This is a genomic window from Variovorax paradoxus NBRC 15149, assembly GCF_001591365.1.
GTDB lineage: Bacteria > Pseudomonadota > Gammaproteobacteria > Burkholderiales > Burkholderiaceae_C > Variovorax > Variovorax paradoxus.
In genome coordinates this window covers 3045192-3063966 of sequence record NZ_BCUT01000001.1, presented here as the reverse complement: position 1 = coordinate 3063966, position 18775 = coordinate 3045192, and the positions used below count along the sequence as shown (strand labels likewise).

The window sequence follows — 18775 nt, the reverse complement described above, 5'->3', positions numbered from 1 at the left end:
AGACAATCAGCCCTTCACCATGCACCAGCCCGCCCCGCCCATCCTTTCGCTGCGCCACTACGGCAGCTCGCGCGGCAGCCATGCGCACGACCACTTCCAGGTGCTGGTCGGCCTGGAAGGCGTGCTGGAGATCGAGATCGAAGGCCGCGGCGGCGGCATCGGCGCCGGCCAGGCGCAGGTGGTCGCGCCCGGCGACCGGCACGACTTCGAAGCACGCGGCAGCGGCGGCAGCAGTTGCCTCGTGCTCGACACCGCGCATGCGCCGTGGGCCCGGTGTGCCGGACGCGCGCCGGCCGACCCGCTTCAGCTGCATGCGCTGGCGCGCTATCTCGCGCACTGCACGGCGCAGCCACGGCAGTTCGCGCTCGCGCTGCAGCACGGCCCCGCGCTGCTGCTGGAAGCCTGGAGCCCCGCGCCTTCTTCTTCAATGCCGCACACGCGCCGCCGCCGGATCGACTGGCCGGCGCTCGCGGCCTGGGCCCGGGCGCGGTGGCACGAGCCGCTCACGGTCGCCGACCTGGCCGAAGTCGCCTGCCTGAGCCCCAGCCAGCTCGCGCAGCGTTGCCGCGAGGAACAGGGCCTGAGCGCGATGCACTGGCTGCGCGGCCTTCGGCTGGCGCATGCGCGCGAACTGCGGCTCGAAGGCATGGGCGTGGCCGAAACCGCGCGCCGCACGGGCTACCGCTCGCCCTCGGCGCTCACCGCCGCGCTGCGCCGGCGCGATCGCTGCTGATCGGCCACACCGTCGTTGCGCGACGATGCACCGGCGCTGCGCGACGGCCGGCCGGGTTAGCCTTGCCCTCCATGTCGCCCACCTTCCTTGCCTTGTTCGCGATCGCGCTCTGGGCCACGCTCGCCTCGCTCGGCACCGCCCTTGCGCACCTGCCGCCCTTTCTTCTGACCGGGCTCGCGCTGATCATCGGCAGCGTGCCGAGCTGGCCGCTGGTGCTGCGGGACCGCGCGGCCTGGCGCGTGCCGCCGCGCACGCTGGCGCTGGGCGTCTACGGGCTGTTCGGCTTTCACTTCCTGCTGTTCATCGCGCTGCGAAATGCGCCGCCGGTCGAGGCCAACCTGGTCAACTACCTGTGGCCGCTGTTCATGGTGGTGCTCGCGCCAGTGCTGCTGCCGGGCCTGTCGCTCAGGCCGCTGCACCTGGCGGCGGCGCTGCTGGGCTTTGCGGGCGCGGCGGTCGCGATCCTCGGCACGCGCGGGGGCAGCGGCGCCGGTGCCAGCGCGATCCAAGGCTACTGGGGCTTCCTGCCGGCGCTGGGCTCGGCCTTCATCTGGGCCAGCTATTCGCTGTGGACCAAGCGAGTCGAAGCCTTTCCGACCTCGGCCATCGGCCTGTTCGGGCTGGTCTCGGGCGTGCTCTCGCTGGCCTGCCATGCGCTGCTCGAAGCGCCCGCCACGCTGTCCGGCAAGGACTGGCTGCTGCTCGTGCTGTGCGGCCTCGGCCCGCTCGGCGCGGCCTTCTTCGTGTGGGACATGGCGCTCAAGCGCGGCGACCCGCGGCGCATCGGCATCCTGAGCTATCTCACCCCTTTGGGCTCGACGGCGCTGCTGCTGCTCGTGACCGGCCGCCCGCTGACCTGGACCATCGCGCTGGCCGCCCTGCTCATCATTTCGGCAGCCGTCATGGGCACACGCGCACGCTGAATGGCGTTCGTCCGACGGAAGCGCGCGTTTTTATGGCTAGAGTGGAGGCTCAGGAATAAAGGAGCCCCCACTCATGGAAAACAAGAACAAGAACGAAGATTTCGAGATCACGCCCAAGCTGGTGTTCGACCTGAACCTGGCGCTGTACCTCGACCTGGTGGCCGCCCTGGAGGGCGCGGGCGCCATCACCTACCGCCAGATGGCGGCCCGGGTGCTCAACATCAGCATGGATGCGCGCGCCGACGGCGAGAACGGCCTCGCAACCGCGCTCGAGGGCGTCGCCAAGGGCTTTGCCGGCCAGGGCGGCGGCCTGTCGATCGAACTGCTGAAGGCCGCGCGCAGCCTGCGCGAGGACGACGCAATGGGCGACATTCCGATGCGGCCGACCGACGAGTGAACTGAGCGGCGAGCGCCGCCAAGAGCGCCCAGGTCGTCGTCGGGGCCCGACTGCGGCCGTCCGATCGACGCCTGCGCTTCAGTCCTGCGCCACCTGCAGCACCAGCTTGCCGAAGTTCTCGCCGCTGAACAGCCGGTTCAGCGCATCGGGGAAGGTGTCGAGCCCCACGACCACGTCTTCCTTGCTCTTCATGCGGCCGTCCTTGAGGTAGCCGGCCAGCTCGGCCGCGGCAATGGGGAAGCGATCCGCGTAGTCGAACACCACGATGCCTTCCATGCGCGCGCGGTTCACCAGCAGGCTCAGGTAGTTGCGGGGGCCGGCCGCGGGCATGCTGTTGGCGTTGTTGTACTGGCTGATGGCACCGCAGATGATCACGCGGGCCTTGCGTGCGAGCCGCGCGAGCACCGCGTCGAGGATCTCGCCGCCGACGTTGTCGAAGTAGATGTCCACGCCCTTGGGGCAGTGCGCCTTGAGGCCGTCGCGCACGGCACCCGCGCCGGCCTTGTAGTCGATGCAGGCGTCGAAGCCCAGCTCCTTCACCACCCAGTCGCACTTGGCCTGGCCGCCGGCGATGCCGACCACGCGGCAGCCCTTGATCTTGGCGAGCTGCCCGACGGTCTGTCCCACGGCGCCCGCGGCACCGGAGATGACCACCGTTTCGCCCGCCTTGGGCTGGCCCACGTCCATCAGCCCGAAGTAGCCGGTCATGCCCGGCATGCCGAGCACGTTGAGCCACTGGCGGATGGTGCCGGCGCGCAGGTCGATCTTGGCGAGCCCGTTGCGCTTGATCTCTTCCTGGGGCACGAGCATGTATTCCTGCACGCCCAGCGTGCCGTAGACCGTGTCGCCGACCGCGAAGTCCGGATTCTTCGACGCGATGACGCGGCCGATGCCGCCCGCGCGCATCACGGCGCCGATTTCCACCGGCGCGATGTAGCTCTTGGCGTCGTTGAGCCAGCCGCGCATGGCGGGGTCGAGCGAGAGCGAGAGGGTCTTGACCAGCACGCCGCCCTCGGCGGGCTCGCCGACCGGCTCGGTGGTGAACTGCCAGTGTTCGCGCGTTGCCGCGCCCTCGGGCCGCTTGGCGAGCCTGACCTGGTGATTGACGGGCGTTTCGGCCATGGGAGGTCTCCTTGGGAAAGGTCGTTGTTGCGGCGCCATGCTAGCGGCGCGCGGCGCCGTTGGCCGTAGCGCAGGCGACAGCACCACGCCCTGCCGCCAGCCGCTCAGGCCAGGCGAACCACGATCCGCAGGCCCGGATTCGCGTTGTGCACCGCGAGGCTGCCGCCGTGCGCCTCGGCGATCAGCCGGCAAAGGTACATGCCCAGCCCGACGCCGCCGGTGGCGCGTGCGCGCGCGCTGTCGGTGCGGTAGAAGGCCTCGGTCAGGCGTTCGAGCTGGGCCTCGTCGACGCCGGGGCCGTGGTCGCGCACCTCGATCTCCACGCCCTGCGCCGGCCCGTCGACCACGGCGCGCAGCGACACGCAGGGCGGGCGGGGCGCATCGGTGCTGTAGCGCAAGGCGTTGTCCAGCAGGTTGCGTACCAGCAGGCGGATGCGCATGCGGTCGACGGCGTGCGGCGGCAGTCCCTCGGCCAGGTCCAGGTGCACCTGCGGGGCGCCCGGCATCTCGGCCGCGACTTCGCGCACCAGTGCCGCCAGGTCGACCGGCTCGCGCTGCAGCGCCACGTGCGGGCTTGCGAGCCGCTCGCTCTCGAGCAGGTCGCTGATCAGGTCGCGCATCTCGTTCAAGTCGCGCAGCAGCGCCTCGCGCTCGGCCTGGCTTTCGGGCGTGGCCGGCAGCAGCTCGGCATTGAGCCGGGCGCGCGTGAGCGGCGAGCGCAGTTCGTGGCTCAACGCCAGCAGCAGCCCGCGCTTGGCATCGAGCATGGCCTGGATGTCGTCGGCCATGGTGTTGATGTGCTCGGCGAGGTCGCCCAGGTCGTCGTTGCGGCGGATCGGGATCGGCTGCGTGAACTCGCCGCGGCCGAAGCGCTGCGCGCCTTCGCGGATGTCGATCAGCGGCCGCAGCAGCCGGCTGACATAGGCATAGCCCAGCACCACGAGCAGCAGCAGCGCGCAGAGCGTGGCCCAGCCGACGATGCGCGGCGCGAGCTGCCAGAGCCTGGGCGACCAGCCGAAGATGACGCGGTGGCCATCTGCCGTCGGGCGGACGAACCACTTGTCGTTCCAGGGTTCTTCGTCGCGGTCGTGCATCCAGCCGCCGCGGCCGTTGCTGCCGCCGGGGTTGGAGTCCCAGTTGACCTTGGGGCCGGTGATGCGGATCGTGATCGGCAGCCGAGCGACCAGCGCCTGCGCGCGCGCCACGTCGGGCGGCGTGCCGATCTCGGCGACGAGCCGGTCGGCATAGTCGACCAGCATCGGCTTGGCGGCCTCGGCCCAGCCGGTGGAAAAGGACTTCTTCATGCCGCCCATGAACACCGCCGCCATCACCAGCGCCAGCATCACGAACATCATGACCAGCCGTATGCGCAGCGAGCGGCGCCAGCGGCGCTTGCCCTGCACCTTCTCGTGCCACTGCGCATGCCATTGCCTGTGCAGCTCCGCGCGGCGCGATGCGATCCCGTGCAGCGCCTCGCGCAAACTCCGCCGCCTGCGCCTCATGCAGGCTCGCTGCGCGCGACGGCCAGCGCATAGCCGGCATTGCGCAGCGTCTTGATGCAGTCCAGCGGCTCGAGCTTCTTGCGCAGGCGGCTCACCACGATGTCGACGGCCCGGGTGTAGAGCTCGGCCTCGTGGCCGCGCAGGCGGTTCAGGATGTCGTCGCGGCTGAACACCTTGCCGGGCTCGGCCGCCAGCAGCGCGAGCAGTTCGAACTCGGTGCCGGTGAGCTCCACGCGCTCGCCATGGCGCAGCACCTGACGCCGGTCGAGGTCGATCGACAGCCCGTCGAACACGCGGTGCTGGGTGCCGTTGCCGTTGGCCGCCGCCGGCGTGCTGCGCTGGCGGCGCAGGATGGTCTGCACGCGCGCCACCAGCTCGCGCGGCTCGAAGGGCTTGGGCACGTAGTCGTCGGCGCCCAGCTCGAGGCCGACCACGCGGTCCATCACCTCGCCGCGCGCGGTGAGCATCACGATGGGAATGTCGCTCTCCTTGCGGATCTCGCGGCACAGCGCAAAGCCGTCCATCTCGGGCAGCATCACGTCGAGGATCGCCGCGTCGAACGGGCCCGCGCGCAATTTGGCGAGCCCTTCGCTCGGGCGCACCGCGCTCTCCAGCGTGTAGCCGAAGCGGGCGAAGTAGGTGGTCAGCGGCGCGGCGAGATGTTCGTCGTCGTCGATCAGCAGGATGCGCGGCATGGCGGGATTGTGCCTCCTGACAAGAAGGTGGCGAATGACCTCGCCGACCATCAGGCCCGCCGGCATCGCACCGCCCAGGCCAGGCCCGCCACGAGAACGCAGAGCAGCAGCGCGTGGTAGACCACGTCGGGCACCGTGCGCGGACCGATGCCCGCGATGATGGTGCCGAGCCCGACCAGCGTGCCCAGCAGCGCGAAGCCCTGGCCGATGATGGCGGCGCGGCGCGCATGATGGGGACGCAGCCAGGTCGCGGCCGAGGCCAGCACCAGCACGGTGGCTATCACCGCCTCGGCATTGCGGGCCGCGGCATGCGCGTAGCCGGACACCAGCAACCCCGCGTGCACCGTCGACGCGAGGCCGAGCATGGACGCCTCCGCCAGCATCCATGCGCGCGCGGCCGGCGCGTGCACGGCGGGGGAAGCGCTGCGGCCGCTGCGCATGGACGCGTCGCTCACCATGGATCGGCCCTGCCGATGCGGCCCAGGTGGGTGGCAGCGAAGCCCGCCGCGTACTTGAGCCCGTAGCCCAGCGCACGGTCGACGCCGATGTGGGCCAGCCAGATCAGGCTGCCGGCCACCGCCCAGGGCATGGCCGCGAGTACGCCGAGCGCCAGCAGCAGCACCGGGCCGACGTACGAGTGCGCGGCGTTGTAGAGCGCCGCGCCCGTGCGCGGGCCCGCGAGGTAGCCCAGCAGCGACAGATCGGGCACGAGCAGCCAGAGCGCGAACACGCCCCAACCCGCGCCGAACTGCGCGTAGGCGGCGAGCGCCGCGCCCAGCACCACGGCGCCTTCGAGCCGCAGCAGCGCGCGCACGCCGCCCGCCGCGGCCACGGCCTGCTCGGGGGATGCCGCGGAACCGGCTTCGGCGGGCCGAAGGTATCGCCCCCTGGCAGGGAGGTGGCGAAGCGACACGAAGTGCGCGAAGCCCGGGGGCGAGCCAAGCCTAGCCATGATGGCGCCAGCGGCGTCCGCCGCGATCCATGAAGTCACGCACCTTCTGCTGCTGCGCGGCGTTCAGGCTGTCGAAGAAATCGGCGGCGGCGGCGATGATTTCCGGGCTGCCGTTGCGCACGGCCGAGGTCTTCTCGTCGACGAGCCGCGTGGCGGCCGCCTGGTCGAGCTTGTTGCCCGCGAACAGCGCCTTGAACTGCGAACGCGGATCGCCCGCCCCGCCCGCGCCGCGCATGGCTTCGCGCTGCGCCTGCAGCTTCTCGGCCAGCACCGTGAGCTTCTGCTTCTGCGAGGCGTCGAGCTCCAGCTTGCTGCCGACGCGTTCGACCATCCTGGTGCGGAACTCGGCGGAATCGCCGCTGCCCCAGCCGTGCCGATGGCCGGCGCAGCCGGCAATGCTGCCCGCCACCACCGCAAGGCCGGCGAAACCGAAGAGAGTGCGTTTGATCCAGTGTTTCATGATGTTCCTTGCGGCCCGCGGAGTGCCCTGCGGGCGTGGGTCTTAGAGCCTGTTGCTGTTGCCGGCGGCTGCGGCACGTGCATCGACGGGGTTCTGCAGGGTCGAGACGACCTTGCTGTTCACGCGCGAACCCGAGGTCACGTTCTGGTCGGGTGCGGCGGCGGTGCGCATGGCTTCGAAGACGACGCCTGCGCGGTCTCTGGAAACGGCCATGGTCTCGGCGCCGCGCGAGCCGCGCACAACGTTCTGGTCCGGTGCGGAAGCCGTGCGAGCGGCTTCGGCGTTGACTTCGGCGCGGCTCTTGGCCGAGGCGAGCGGCTGGACGCCTTCGTAGGATTCGGCCTTGGCACCGGCTGCAGCGAGCAGCGCGAAGGAGCCGATGGCAACGACTTGGGTCAGGGAGAGGGATTTCATGGTCAGGCCTTTCTGTAGTGGAAGAGGAGACCTGATGGTGCTTGCGACGCGTCTGCAAGTCCTTTCGCCGCAGTTTCGGCGTGTTTCGTTTTATTTCGACTCCGCCCTGCCTCTGAGCGGATTGAAATAGTAAGAACTAATTTCCGGCCAGCACCGACGCCGGATCGTCCGACTCGAGCACGCCCTTGGCCCATTCCTCGAGCTTGCCGGTGTCCGCGCGCAGCACCTCCTGCTTGACGGCGAGGATGCGCGACGGATGCATCGAGAAGCTGCGCAGTCCGAGGCCGAGCAAGAGGCGCGTGAAGGCCACGTCGCCCGCCATCTCGCCGCACACGGCCACGCTCTTGCCCTGGCGGCGGCATTCGGCAATGGTGTCGGCCACCAGCCGGAGCACTGCGGGATGGGCCGGGTCGTAGAGGTGGGCCACGGCCTCGTCGGCGCGGTCGATGGCCAGCGTGTACTGGATCAGGTCGTTGGTGCCGATCGACAGGAAGTCGAAGTACTTCAGGAAGGTCTTGAGCGTGAGCGCGGCGGCGGGAATCTCGATCATCGCGCCGAGCTTCACCTTGCCGTACACGGCGCCGCGGCTGTCGAGCTCCGAGCGCGCGAAGTCGATCAGCGACAGCGTCTGGCGGATCTCGCTGACGTGCGCGAGCATGGGAATCAGCAGGTGGATCTCGCCGTGCGCCGCCGCGCGCAGGATCGCGCGCAGCTGCGTGAGGAACATCGCCGGGTCGGCCAGGCTCCAGCGGATGGCGCGCAGGCCGAGCGCGGGATTCAGGTGCTCCTGCTTGCTGACGGCCTTGCCGTCGAGCGGCTTGTCGGCGCCCACGTCGATGGTGCGGATGGTGACCGGCATGCCCTGCATGCCTTCGACCGCGCGCTTGTAGGCCTGGTATTGCTCTTCCTCGTCGGGCAGGCGGGTCTGGTGCTGCGACTCGCGGCCCATGAAGAGGAACTCGCTGCGGAACAGCCCGACGCCCACTGCGCCGGCCTTGACGGCACCCACGGTGTCCTCGGGCATCTCGATGTTGGCGAGCAACTCGACGCGCTGGCCGTCGAGCGTCACCGCGGGCTTGTGGCGCAGGCGTGCGAGCCGGCCGCGCTCCAGGTCGCCCTGGCGCTGCTTGAAGCCGTACTCGGCCAGGATGATCGGCGAGGGATCGACGATCACCACGCCGGCATCGCCGTCGATGATCACCCAGTCGTCCTGGCGCACCAGCTGGCTCGCGGTGCGCGCGCCCACCACGGCCGGAATGTCCATGCTGCGCGCGACGATCGCGGTGTGCGAGGTGCGCCCGCCCACGTCGGTCACGAAGCCGGCGAACACGCTCTTCTTGAACTGGAGCATGTCGGCCGGCGACAGGTCATGCGCGATCAGCACCAGCGGCGCGTCGATGCCGTCGCCGGCGGTGGGGTCGTCGTCTTCCTCGGCCGCGGGGCGCTTGCGGCGCGGCGGGCTCGGCGCCAGCACCGCGGCCGTGCCCTTCATGCGGTGCAGCAGCCGCTCGACCACCTGCTCGAGGTCGGCCTTGCGCTCGCGCAGGTACTCGTCCTCCATCTCGTCGAACTGGCGCGCGATGATTTCGAGCTGCGTGGTCAGCGCCCACTCGGCGTTGTAGAGCCGGTCGGTGATCCAGTGCTTGACGCCGCCGGTGAGCGCCTCGTCCTGCAGCAGCATCTGGTGCACCTCGAGCAGCGCGGCGAGCTCGTGCGGCGCATCGTTGGGGCCCATCAGCGCGACGCTGGCCTGCAGCTTGGCAAGCTCGTCGGCCACCGCATTGCGGGCCATGCGCACCCGGTCGATCTCGGTCTCCACTTCCTCGGGCTTGATGAAGTAGTGGGCCACGTCGATGCGGCTGGACACCACCAGCACCGCGCGGCCAATGGCAATGCCACGGGCGACGGGGAGGCCGTGGACTGCGAAGGTCATGGGGGCTCCCTTACTCGCCTTCGCCGAACTTGTCGTTCATCAGCTGGACGAGGGCATCCATCGCCTCTTCTTCCTGCGGGCCGTTGGTCTCGAGTTCGACGGTCGAGCCGAGCCCGGCGGCCAGCATCATGACGCCCATGATGCTCTTGGCATTGATGCGGCGGTCGCCGCGCGAGAGCCACACCTCGCAGGGAAAGCTGCCTGCGATCTTGGTGAGCTTGGCCGATGCGCGCGCATGGAGGCCCAGCTTATTGCTGATGGTCACGGATTTCTTGATCACTGTGCTTTCTCTTCGCCTGGTTCTGGGGTGCCGCCACCGCCACCTGCATGACGCCCGCGGTGCCGCCCGCGATGGCGCGCTGCACCAGCGTCTCGAGCGGCTCGTGGCGGTAGGTCACCGCGCGCAGCAGCATCGGCAGGTTGACGCCCGCCACCAGCCGCGAGCGGACGCCGTCCACCAGCTTCTGCGCCACGTTGCAGGGCGTCGCGCCGAACACGTCGGCCAGCACCAGCACCTGCGAGCGCGGTGCATTGAGCTGCTGCTCGAGCGTGATGCGGGCTGCCGCCAGCGTTTCTTCGGGCGACACGTTGGGCAGCACGTCGAGTGCGACGATGGCCTGTTCGCAATCGGGGAACACATGCAGCGCGCACCGCCGCAGCGCCTGCGCGAACGGTGAGTGGGCGATGATGAGGATGCTGTTCATGCGGGTCGGGGGACTACGCACCGATTATGCGGGGGCGCCCAAAGGAAGTAGACATACGACATAACGCAGCAGGCGAGGAAAACGGACAGCGCCGCACGGAATGACGCCGCCTGGTCGAGCCCGGCGCTGGCGAACAGGTCGATCAGCAGGCCGATGCCCCACTGCACGACAAATACGCCTGCAAAGACCGCCAGGTTGTAGGCCGACAGCGCGCGACCCGCGAGCGCAGTCGGCAAGGCCAGGGCGACGGCGGGCTGGGCCAGCGTGACAACGGTGGAAACGCACAGGAAGACCACCCAGGCCATCGTCCCCGCCGCCGGGCCAGCTATCAAAACCAGAGCAAGCACGAGCATCCCGAGCGGCATGCCCCAGGCCAGCAGCCGGGCGGCGGGAATGCCGCGGTGCGCGAGCCGCGGATTGACCATGCCCCAGAGCCCATAGGTGGCGAGCAGCGCGATGCTGATCCAGAACAGCGCGCCGGCGGCCTCCTGGGGCGTGTAGCCCGCCACGCGCGTGAGCCATGGCACGACCCAGAGCGTCTGCATCGCGACGAAGCCGCCGTAGTTGAAGAAGCCGATCGGCGCGAGCTTGCGGAAGAAGGGATCGCGCCACACGGCCGCATAGCTGCCTCCGCCCTGGTTCTTTTCCCGGGTGGCGGCGCCGTCATGCCATGCCGGCGCGGCCCATGCGATCAGCACCATCGACACGAGCGCGCCCGCCGCCAGCAGCCAGAACAGCGGCCGCCAGCCGAGGTAGGGCATGAGCCACTGCACCGGCAAGGTCGCGCCGACCAGGCCGAAGGAGCCCACCATCAGCATCCACGAATTGCTGCGCAGCTGCATGGGCGGCGTCAGCCAGCGCCGGTAGCCGGTGAGCGGCGCCATCAGGCAGGCGCTCACGCCGACGCCGGTGAGCACGCGCGCCGCCAGCAGCAGCCAGAAATGCGTGGCCACCGAAAACAGAAGGCAGCCGGCCACCGCGGCAGACAGGAAGCAGACGATCACGCGCTTGGGCCCATGGCGGTCGAGCCAGGTGCCCATGGGCAGCTGCGTGAACGCGAAACCCAGGAAATAGCCGCCCGCGAGCAATCCAAGGTCGCGCGACTCGAGTCCGAACTCGGCGGTGAGCGCGGGCGACAGCGTGGCCGTGATGGCGCGCACCAGCGTCGAAAGGAAATAGGCGAAGGCAAAGGCCAGGAAGACGGTGGCGATGCGCCGCCGTCCGGCAAGCAGGCCGCCGCTCATGGGAGACGCAGGCCCTCGAAGAAGGTGGTCGCCGCCTCGGGCGCGGAGGGGCGGCCGAGCACGGTGGCCTGATAGAGCGCGACACCGCCGTTCTTCTTCGACTGGGCGAACCAGAGCACCTGGACCGGCGCGGCGCCCTTTTGCGGCGGCTGGGCATCGAGCCGCACCGGCGCGGGCGCCGCGATCGCGCGTTTCAGTACGGCAGGGGCTTCGGTCATCTGCGCCTCGCCCAACTGGCTGCGGGTGGCAGCGCGCCACGCCCGGAGCCAGGCCTCGGCCTGCGCCGGGCTCTCGGCCGAGGCATGGGCCACCGCGAAGGTCGCACCGCCGGTCTCGCAGCCCGCCATGTCGACCTGCACCGACTCGGCGCCGAGCGGCAAGGCGCGGTCGGCGCGGTCCGCCTTGCAGGGCAGGAGGACGACCAGGCCGTCGTCGGCAATCGGCACCTCGCGCCAGTTGAAGGTGGGGCTGCAGGCGGCAAGCGCGAGCGTGGCGGCTGCGGCCAGCGCGGGCCGGAAACGGGAGTCGGACGATGGCATCGGAAAGCCATTATCGAGCCGCCCGCACGCCCGCCGGCACGATCCGGCCGGCGGAACTAAAATCGGCCGGCCCCTCTCCATCCGCTGCCATGAAAAAATACATCACCGTCGCCGCAGTCGCCCTTGCATTGGCCGCGGGCGTGGGGGTGTACCTGGGTTCCGGCACCACCGAGGCACCGGCCTCGACCTTCGTGCTGCTCGACGGCAGCAAGAAAAGCACCAACGACCTGAAGGGCAAGGTCACCCTGGTGAACTTCTGGGCCACCAGCTGCGTGACCTGCGTGGCGGAAATGCCCAAGGTCATTGCCACCTACGACAAGTACAAGTCCAAGGGCTACGACACGCTGGCCGTGGCCATGAGCTACGACCCGCCAAGCTACGTCGTCAACTTTGCCGAGACCCGCAAGCTGCCGTTCAAGGTGGCGATCGACAACACCGGCAGCGTGGCCCAGGCCTGGGGCGACGTGAAGCTCACGCCCACCACCTACCTGGTCAACAAGAAGGGCGAAATCGTGAAGCGCTATGTGGGCGAACCCGATTTCGCCGAGCTCCACAAGCTGATCGAGAAACTGCTCGCCGAGGCTTGATCCGCACGAGGTGCAGGGGCGAACGCATAGCAACAACCCGAAGCATGCTTCGGCCCGGACTTTGCTAATCTGCGCCTTCCGCAGTTCTTGCGCACCCCGCCTCTTCGATGACCGACTCTCCCGTGGCCGCCTCGCGTGAGCCCGCACCGATCCTGTTCGCCGCATGCGCAGGCATGGCCTACTGGATCTCATCGCTGCGCGTATGAGCTTTTCGGTTTCACGCCCGCTGCCGCTGGCCGACACGCCCGCCGTCGTGCTCCTGACGCCGGAGGAACCCGCCGAACTCGATGCGGCGCGCGCGATCTTCCGCGACTACGCCGCCTCGCTGGACATCGACCTGTGCTTCCAGAATTTCGAGGAAGAGGTCGCCACGCTGCCTGGCGACTACGCCGAGCCGCGCGGCGCCCTGCTGCTCGCGCTGGTCGATGCCGCCCACATCAAGGAGGAAGCCGGGCAACGCGCGCCGACCCTCATGCGCGCCAACGGCACGCTGGCGCACGTGGCCGGCTGCTGCGCGCTGCGCCCGCTCGACAACACCGACTACGCCAATGCCGCGGAGATGAAGCGGCTGTTCGTGCGGCCCGGCTTTCGGGGGCTGGGCGTCGGGCGGCAGCTCGCCGAAGCCATCCTCGACGCCGCGCGCGGCGCAGGCTATGCCTGCGTGCTGCTCGACACGCTGGACGAGATGGAATCGGCCCGCGCGCTCTACGAAGACCTGGGATTCGAGGAAGTGCCGCCCTACTATCACAACCCGATCGCGGGCGCGCACTACCTCAAGGTGGACCTTTAGCCAGTTCAGCCGTCAGCCGCGGGCCTGGGCCAGCAGCGTCTCGGCATTGCTGACCTCGAACTTGCCCGGTGCCTCGACGTTCAGCGTGGCCACCTTGCCGTCCTTCACGAGCATCGAATAGCGGTTGCTGCGCAGGCCCATGCCGCGGCCGGTCAGGTCGAGCGTGAGGCCGGTGGCCTTGGCGAAATCGGCGCTGCCGTCGGCCAGCATGCGCACCTTGGTGCCGGTCTTCTGGTCGCGCGCCCAGGCGCCCATCACGAAGGCGTCGTTCACGCTCACGCACCAGATCTCGTCCACGCCGGCGGCCTTGAAGTCTTCGTAGTGCTGCACATAGCCGGGCACGTGCTTGGCCGAGCAGGTGGGCGTGAAGGCGCCCGGCAGCGCGAACAGCGCAATGGTCTTGCCGGCCGTGGCCTTGCTCACGTCCACCGGGTTCGGGCCGATGCTGCAGCCTTCGCCTTCGACCTCGGAATATTCCTGCAGGGTTGCCGAAGGAAGGGTGTCGCCGACTTTGATCATCTGAGTGCTCCTGAAAAAGAAAAACGGCCCACATTGTGGGCCGTTTCCGGATGGGTTGCCTTCAAGAGGCTTCCCGAGGTCGATCAGCCGGTGATCAGACCAGCACGGCCTTCTCGACCAGGCGGGTCACGACCCAGTTCTTGGTCTTGGAGATCGGACGGCTTTCCGTGATCTCGATGGTGTCGCCCAGCTTGTACTCGCCCTTTTCGTCGTGGGCGTGGTACTTGCTCGTCTTGGCCACGATCTTGCCGTAGAGCTCGTGCTTCACACGGCGCTCGACCAGCACGGTCACGGTCTTGGCACGCTTGTCGCTGACCACCTTGCCGATCAAGGTGCGCTTGAGGGATTTTTTAGCTTCCGTCATGTTCACTCCTTACTTGGCGGCTTGGGTTTCTTGCTGCTTCTGAGCAAGAATGGTCTTGGCGCGCGCGATGTCGCGGCGCGTCACGCGCAGCGTCGAGGTGTTCGACAGCTGTTGCGTGGCTTTCTGCATGCGCAGGCCGAAATGGGCCTTCTGCAGGTCCTTGATTTCGGCTTGCAGGCCTGCGACGTCCTTCGTGCGCAGGGTTGCAGCCTTGGTCACCTTGGCCGGAGCCGCGGTTTCTTTTTTCTTACGTGTTGCCATGGATGTTCTCCTCTCAGGCGCCGAGCTGGCGAGCGACGAAGGTCGTACGCAGCGGAAGCTTGGCGGCGGCCAGGCGGAACGCTTCGCGGGCGAGTTCTTCGGGCACGCCGACGATCTCGAACACGATCTTGCCAGGCTGGATTTCAGCGACGTAGTACTCGGGGTTGCCCTTACCGTTACCCATCCGCACTTCGGCGGGCTTGGTAGAGATCGGCTTGTCCGGGAACACGCGGATCCAGATACGGCCACCGCGCTTCACGTGACGCGAAATCGCGCGGCGAGCGGCTTCGATCTGGCGCGCCGTGAGGCGGCCGCGGTCGGTGCATTTGAGACCGAAGTCACCGAAGGCAACCGAGTTGCCCCGGGTTGCGACGCCGGTGTTGCGGCCCTTTTGTTCCTTGCGGAACTTTCTGCGTGCAGGTTGCAGCATTTTTAATACTCCGTAGTTCTAAGACCGATCACTCGGTCTTGGCACCGTCAGCTGCTGCAGCTGGCGCGGCTTTGCGGACGCGCTTAACGGCGGGTTTCGAGTCTGCACCCGGAGCAGCGGGAGCTGCGCCAGTGGCTTCTGCGGGCTTGTCGCTGCCGTCGGCCGGGGCGGTGTTGCCACCGATCGGGCCACGGGCACCGGCGCGCGGGCCGGGACCACGACGGTCCGAACCCGGACGGTCGCCACCCGGGCGGCCATCGCGGCGCGGACCACGCGGACGACGCTCGTCGTCCGGACGCGGCGTTTCGACGGCCGGCAGGTCGTTGCGGCCCAGCGTGTCGCCCTTGTAGACCCAGACCTTGACGCCGATGACGCCGTAGGTGGTCTTGGCTTCCGAGGTGCCGTAGTCGATGTCGGCGCGCAGCGTGTGGAGGGGCACGCGGCCTTCGCGATACCACTCGGTACGGGCAATTTCGATGCCGTTCAGGCGGCCAGCCGACATGATCTTGATGCCCTGGGCACCCAGACGCATGGCGTTCTGCATGGCGCGCTTCATGGCGCGGCGGAACATGATCCGCTTTTCGAGCTGCTGCGTGATGCTGTCGGCGATCAGCTGGGCATCGATTTCGGGCTTGCGCACTTCTTCGATGTTCACTGCCACCGGCACGCCGAGCTGCTTGCCCAGTTCGCGCTTGAGGTTCTCGATGTCTTCGCCCTTCTTGCCGATCACGACGCCCGGACGAGCCGAGTAGATCGTGATGCGTGCGTTCTTGGCGGGACGCTCGATCATGACGCGCGACACCGAAGCGTTCTTCAGCTTCTTCTTGAGGTATTCGCGGACCTTGATGTCTTCGGCCAGCATGCCCGCGAAATCGCGGTCGCTTGCGTACCAGCGGCTGGACCAGTTACGGGTAACCGCAAGGCGGAAGCCGGTCGGATGGATTTTCTGTCCCATATTTCTTCCAGGCGTTCTTAGTTGCCAACCGTCACGTACACATGGCACGTGGGCTTGCTGATGCGGTTACCGCGACCCTTGGCTCGCGCCGTGAAGCGCTTGAGCGTTGCGCCCTGTTCGACGTAGATGGTCTTGACCTTCAGTTCGTCGATATCGGCGCCATCGTTGTGCTCGGCGTTGGCAATTGCCGACTCGAGCACCTTCTTGATGATCACAGCGGCCTTCTTCTGCGTGAATTGCAGGACGTTGAGCGCTTGATCAACCTTCTTGCCGCGGATCAGGTCAGCGACCAGACGGCCCTTGTCGACCGAGAGGCGGACACCGCGGAGGACTGCACGTGTTTCAGACATGGTCGTTCCTTACTTCTTCTGGACTTTCTTGTCCGCGGGGTGCCCCTTGAACGTGCGCGTGAGCGCAAATTCGCCGAGCTTGTGGCCGACCATCTGGTCGGTGATGTAGACAGGCACGTGCTGCTTGCCGTTGTGCACGGCAATGGTCAGGCCGATGAACTCGGGCAGGACCATCGAGCGGCGCGACCAGGTCTTGATCGGCTTCTTGTCCTTCGTCGTCACGGCCTTGTCGGCCTTGGCCACGAGGTGATGGTCAACAAACGGACCCTTTTTGAGAGAGCGAGTCATTTGCTATCCCTTACTTCTTGCGGCGCGACACGATGAAGACCTGCGTGCGCTTGTTGTTACGGGTACGGTAGCCCTTGGTCAGGTTGCCCCATGGGTCGACAGGATGGCGGCCTTCGCCGGTCTTGCCTTCGCCACCACCGTGCGGGTGGTCGACAGGATTCATCACCACGCCGCGAACGGTCGGGCGAATACCCATGTGACGCTTCACACCGGCCTTGCCGAGCTGGCGCAGGCTGTGCTCTTCGTTCGCGACTTCACCGATGGTGGCGCGGCATTCGATGTGGATGCGGCGCACCTCACCCGAACGCATGCGGACCTGGGCGTAGACGCCTTCGCGAGCCAGCAGCGTGGCCGACGTGCCGGCCGAACGCGCGATCTGCGCGCCCTTGCCGGGTTGCAGTTCGATGCAGTGGATCGTCGAGCCGACCGGAATGTTGCGGATCGGCAGCGTGTTGCCTGCGCGGATCGGGGCTTCCGAACCGCTCAGCAGCGTTGCACCAGCCTCAAGACCGCGCGGGGCGATGATGTAGCGGCGCTCGCCGTCGGCGTAGCAGACCAGGGCAATGTGGGCGGTGCGGTTCGGGTCGTATTCGATGCGTTCGACCTTGGCCGGGATGCCGTCCTTGTTGCGCACGAAGTCGACAACGCGGTAGTGGTGCTTGGCACCGCCGCCACGATGACGGATCGTGATGTGGCCGTTGTTGTTGCGGCCGGCCTTCTGGAACTGGGGTTCCAGCAGAGGCGCGTGAGGAGCACCCTTGAACAGGTGGTCCCGCGAGATCTTCACCGCGCCGCGTTGGCCCGGCGAAGTGGGTTTCATCTTGATGACGGCCATGATTAAGCGCCTTCCCCGACGAGGTTGAGCTCTTGACCGGGCTTCAGGGTCACATAGGCCTTGCGAACGTTGTCGCGGCGGCCGATGGACTTGCCAAAGCGCTTGGTCTTGCCCTTGGTGTTGAGCACCGACACGCCCTGGACTTCGACCTTGAACATCAGTTCGACAGCGGCCTTGATCTCGGGCTTGGTGGCGTCTTGCAGCACCTTGAAAGTGACAGCGTTCGACTTCTCGCCGACCATCGTGGCCTTTTCAGACACGATCGGGGCGACCAGCACCGCCATCAGGCGGCCTTCTTCGAACGTACGTTCAGCGGCGGTAGGGTTCACGCGGCTCATGCGAACATCTCCTTGAGCTTGTCGACGGCACCCTTGGTGACCAGCACCTTCTTGTAGTGGACCAGCGACACCGGATCGGCGTAGCGGGGTTCGACCACGAGAATGTTCACCAGATTGCGCGAGGCAAGGTACAGGTTTTCGTCGACTTCTTCGGCGATCACGAGCACGGACTCGAGATTCATCGCCTTGAAACGGGCTGCCAGCGGCTTCGTCTTGGGCGAATCCACGGTCAGCGAATCCACCACGGCCAGACGGCCTTCGCGAGCGAGCTGCGAGAAGATGGCGGCCATGCCGGCGCGGTACATCTTCTTGTTGATCTTCTGCGAGAAGTTTTCGTCAGGCATGTTCGGGAAGATCCGGCCACCCCCGCGCCACAGCGGCGAGGACGTCATACCGGCACGGGCGCGGCCCGTTCCCTTTTGCTTGAAAGGCTTCTTGGTCGAGTGCTTGACCTGCTCGCGGTCCTTCTGGGCGCGCGTGCCTTGGCGGGCGTTGGCCTGGAATGCAACGACGATCTGGTGGACCAGGTCTTCGTTGTAGTCACGGCCGAACACGGTCTCGGGGGCATCGTATTTCGACGCGGCCTGGCCCTGTTCGTTCAGGAGTTCGAGTTGCATTACTTCGCTCCTTCAGCCGCTTGCGGCTTGGCCTTGATGGCGGGACGCACGGTGACGAAGCCACCCTTCGAACCCGGGATCGCGCCCTTGATGAGCAACAGTTGACGCGCTTCGTCGATGCGGAAGACATCGAGGTTCTGCGTGGTCTTGGTGACGTCGCCGAGGTGGCCCGTCATGCGCTTGCCGGGGAACACGCGACCGGGGTCTTGTGCCATGCCGATCGAGCCGGGAACGTTGTGCGAACGGCTGTTGCCGTGCGACGCGCGCTGCGAGCTCATGTTGTGGCGCTTGATGGTGCCGGCGTAGCCCTTGCCGATCGAGGTGCCTTGCACGTCGACCTTCTGGCCCACCGAGAACACGCTGCTCGCGGCGATCACGGCGCCAGCCTTGTGCTGGCCTGCGGTATCGGCGGTCACGCGGAATTCGCGGATGATTTCACCAGCTTCGACACCCGCCTTGGCGAGGTGGCCGGCTTGGGGCTTGGTCACGCGCGATGCCTTGCGCGAACCGAACGTCACTTGCAGTGCGACGTAGCCGTCGGTCTCTTGCGACTTGATCTGGGTCACACGGTTGTTGGACACATCCACCACCGTGACAGGAACTGCGTCCCCGTCATCGGTGAAGAGACGCATCATCCCCACCTTGCGGCCCAGCAACCCGAGGGAGTTGCTCAGACTCATTTGTTTTCTCCAAAAATGGAAACTCCCCTCGCCGCTGCCACTTCAATTGGCGACAGCGTTTGGCAGATTCCCCTGGGGGTACCCGGCCTGCGAAGGAAGGTTGATAAATCTCCGCTCTCAAGGCGCCCGAATGGACGCACGAA

General features: G+C 67.6%; 28 protein-coding genes. 5 read left to right on the top strand and 23 right to left on the bottom strand.

Translation table 11 applies throughout. The features are described 5' to 3' along the window. Positions 1-19: 19 nt before the first annotated feature. The 3 genes from VPA02S_RS14335 (at position 20) to VPA02S_RS14325 (ending at position 2053) form a co-directional block, all read left to right on the top strand. On the top strand, positions 20-733 hold the full coding sequence (locus VPA02S_RS14335) for a helix-turn-helix transcriptional regulator (protein WP_015867644.1): 714 nt from the start codon (positions 20-22) through the stop codon (positions 731-733). 71 nt (positions 734-804) lie between these two features. After that, a complete protein-coding gene (locus tag VPA02S_RS14330; RefSeq protein ID WP_015867645.1) occupies positions 805-1656 on the top strand; it encodes a DMT family transporter in 852 nt (283 codons plus the stop codon). A 73-nt stretch (positions 1657-1729) separates the two neighbouring features. Then, positions 1730-2053, top strand: a complete 324-nt coding sequence (locus VPA02S_RS14325; protein WP_015867646.1) for a hypothetical protein — start codon at positions 1730-1732, stop codon at positions 2051-2053. A gap of 78 nt (positions 2054-2131) precedes the next feature. Here the strand turns inward: VPA02S_RS14325 and VPA02S_RS14320 are convergent, their stop codons facing one another. The 12 genes from VPA02S_RS14320 to VPA02S_RS14265 all read right to left on the bottom strand — a co-directional run bounded on the left by VPA02S_RS14320 (position 2132) and on the right by VPA02S_RS14265 (position 11618). Continuing rightward, entirely contained in the window at positions 2132-3175 is a 1044-nt protein-coding gene (locus VPA02S_RS14320) for an NADP-dependent oxidoreductase (protein ID WP_015867647.1), read from the bottom strand. A gap of 104 nt (positions 3176-3279) precedes the next feature. Then, positions 3280-4677 carry a HAMP domain-containing sensor histidine kinase gene (locus VPA02S_RS14315; protein WP_015867648.1) on the bottom strand — a complete coding sequence of 466 codons (1398 nt, stop codon included), beginning with the start codon at positions 4675-4677 and terminating at the stop codon, positions 3280-3282. Continuing rightward, entirely contained in the window at positions 4674-5372 is a 699-nt protein-coding gene (locus VPA02S_RS14310) for a response regulator transcription factor (RefSeq protein WP_026284223.1), read from the bottom strand. Before VPA02S_RS14310 ends, VPA02S_RS14315 begins: the two co-directional genes overlap by 4 nt. A 50-nt stretch (positions 5373-5422) precedes the next feature. Next, complete coding sequence (locus VPA02S_RS14305; protein ID WP_018906539.1) at positions 5423-5830, bottom strand: hypothetical protein; 408 nt, start codon at positions 5828-5830, stop codon at positions 5423-5425. After that, positions 5824-6324, bottom strand: a complete 501-nt coding sequence (locus VPA02S_RS14300) for a DUF4260 domain-containing protein (RefSeq protein WP_015867651.1) — start codon at positions 6322-6324, stop codon at positions 5824-5826. Before VPA02S_RS14300 ends, VPA02S_RS14305 begins: the two co-directional genes overlap by 7 nt. Then, positions 6317-6784, bottom strand: coding sequence for a Spy/CpxP family protein refolding chaperone (locus tag VPA02S_RS14295; RefSeq protein WP_015867652.1), 468 nt, complete (start codon positions 6782-6784; stop codon positions 6317-6319). The genes VPA02S_RS14300 and VPA02S_RS14295 overlap by 8 nt, the downstream gene beginning before the upstream one ends. 42 nt (positions 6785-6826) lie before the next feature. Continuing rightward, entirely contained in the window at positions 6827-7198 is a 372-nt protein-coding gene (locus VPA02S_RS14290) for a hypothetical protein (RefSeq protein WP_015867653.1), read from the bottom strand. 136 nt (positions 7199-7334) lie between these two features. Next, on the bottom strand, positions 7335-9131 hold the full coding sequence (gene ptsP, locus VPA02S_RS14285; protein WP_015867654.1) for a phosphoenolpyruvate--protein phosphotransferase: 1797 nt from the start codon (positions 9129-9131) through the stop codon (positions 7335-7337). Between the two features lie 10 nt (positions 9132-9141). Then, the gene (locus VPA02S_RS14280) at positions 9142-9411 is read right to left on the bottom strand and encodes an HPr family phosphocarrier protein (RefSeq protein ID WP_015867655.1); all 270 of its coding nucleotides are present in this window, start codon (positions 9409-9411) and stop codon (positions 9142-9144) included. Next, positions 9380-9835, bottom strand: a complete 456-nt coding sequence (locus tag VPA02S_RS14275; RefSeq protein ID WP_015867656.1) for a PTS sugar transporter subunit IIA — start codon at positions 9833-9835, stop codon at positions 9380-9382. The genes VPA02S_RS14280 and VPA02S_RS14275 overlap by 32 nt, the downstream gene beginning before the upstream one ends. Beyond that, positions 9832-11079 (bottom strand): MFS transporter, encoded by a 1248-nt coding sequence (locus VPA02S_RS14270; protein WP_062364248.1) that lies wholly within the window; start codon positions 11077-11079, stop codon positions 9832-9834. The genes VPA02S_RS14275 and VPA02S_RS14270 overlap by 4 nt, the downstream gene beginning before the upstream one ends. Then, complete coding sequence (locus VPA02S_RS14265; RefSeq protein ID WP_015867658.1) at positions 11076-11618, bottom strand: hypothetical protein; 543 nt, start codon at positions 11616-11618, stop codon at positions 11076-11078. Before VPA02S_RS14265 ends, VPA02S_RS14270 begins: the two co-directional genes overlap by 4 nt. Before the next feature lie 89 nt (positions 11619-11707). On the opposite strand from VPA02S_RS14265, the gene VPA02S_RS14260 reads away from it, so the two are divergent. After that, on the top strand, positions 11708-12205 hold the full coding sequence (locus VPA02S_RS14260) for a TlpA disulfide reductase family protein (protein WP_015867659.1): 498 nt from the start codon (positions 11708-11710) through the stop codon (positions 12203-12205). 202 nt (positions 12206-12407) lie between these two features. After that, on the top strand, positions 12408-12995 hold the full coding sequence (locus tag VPA02S_RS14255) for a GNAT family N-acetyltransferase (protein ID WP_049808416.1): 588 nt from the start codon (positions 12408-12410) through the stop codon (positions 12993-12995). A 12-nt stretch (positions 12996-13007) separates the two neighbouring features. Here the strand turns inward: VPA02S_RS14255 and VPA02S_RS14250 are convergent, their stop codons facing one another. The 11 genes from VPA02S_RS14250 to rplC all read right to left on the bottom strand — a co-directional run bounded on the left by VPA02S_RS14250 (position 13008) and on the right by rplC (position 18632). Further along, on the bottom strand, positions 13008-13514 hold the full coding sequence (locus VPA02S_RS14250; RefSeq protein ID WP_028256245.1) for a peroxiredoxin: 507 nt from the start codon (positions 13512-13514) through the stop codon (positions 13008-13010). 94 nt (positions 13515-13608) lie between these two features. Beyond that, positions 13609-13878, bottom strand: coding sequence for a 30S ribosomal protein S17 (rpsQ, locus tag VPA02S_RS14245; RefSeq protein WP_015867662.1), 270 nt, complete (start codon positions 13876-13878; stop codon positions 13609-13611). 9 nt (positions 13879-13887) lie between these two features. Next, positions 13888-14097, bottom strand: coding sequence for a 50S ribosomal protein L29 (gene rpmC / locus VPA02S_RS14240; protein ID WP_026284221.1), 210 nt, complete (start codon positions 14095-14097; stop codon positions 13888-13890). 55 nt (positions 14098-14152) lie between these two features. Beyond that, on the bottom strand, positions 14153-14569 hold the full coding sequence (rplP, locus tag VPA02S_RS14235) for a 50S ribosomal protein L16 (protein ID WP_015867664.1): 417 nt from the start codon (positions 14567-14569) through the stop codon (positions 14153-14155). Positions 14570-14597: 28 nt separating this feature from the next. Further along, complete coding sequence (gene rpsC / locus VPA02S_RS14230; RefSeq protein ID WP_015867665.1) at positions 14598-15524, bottom strand: 30S ribosomal protein S3; 927 nt, start codon at positions 15522-15524, stop codon at positions 14598-14600. 17 nt (positions 15525-15541) lie between these two features. Next, complete coding sequence (gene rplV / locus VPA02S_RS14225) at positions 15542-15874, bottom strand: 50S ribosomal protein L22 (RefSeq protein WP_007838134.1); 333 nt, start codon at positions 15872-15874, stop codon at positions 15542-15544. Positions 15875-15883: 9 nt separating this feature from the next. Further along, the gene (gene rpsS / locus VPA02S_RS14220) at positions 15884-16162 is read right to left on the bottom strand and encodes a 30S ribosomal protein S19 (RefSeq protein ID WP_007838132.1); all 279 of its coding nucleotides are present in this window, start codon (positions 16160-16162) and stop codon (positions 15884-15886) included. A gap of 10 nt (positions 16163-16172) precedes the next feature. After that, entirely contained in the window at positions 16173-16997 is an 825-nt protein-coding gene (rplB, locus tag VPA02S_RS14215; RefSeq protein WP_015867666.1) for a 50S ribosomal protein L2, read from the bottom strand. A 2-nt stretch (positions 16998-16999) separates the two neighbouring features. Continuing rightward, positions 17000-17335 carry a 50S ribosomal protein L23 gene (gene rplW / locus VPA02S_RS14210; protein ID WP_007838129.1) on the bottom strand — a complete coding sequence of 112 codons (336 nt, stop codon included), beginning with the start codon at positions 17333-17335 and terminating at the stop codon, positions 17000-17002. Beyond that, complete coding sequence (gene rplD, locus VPA02S_RS14205) at positions 17332-17952, bottom strand: 50S ribosomal protein L4 (RefSeq protein WP_013543942.1); 621 nt, start codon at positions 17950-17952, stop codon at positions 17332-17334. The genes rplW and rplD overlap by 4 nt, the downstream gene beginning before the upstream one ends. Beyond that, positions 17952-18632, bottom strand: coding sequence for a 50S ribosomal protein L3 (rplC, locus tag VPA02S_RS14200; protein ID WP_015867667.1), 681 nt, complete (start codon positions 18630-18632; stop codon positions 17952-17954). Before rplC ends, rplD begins: the two co-directional genes overlap by 1 nt. Between the last annotated feature and the right edge of the window lie 143 nt (positions 18633-18775).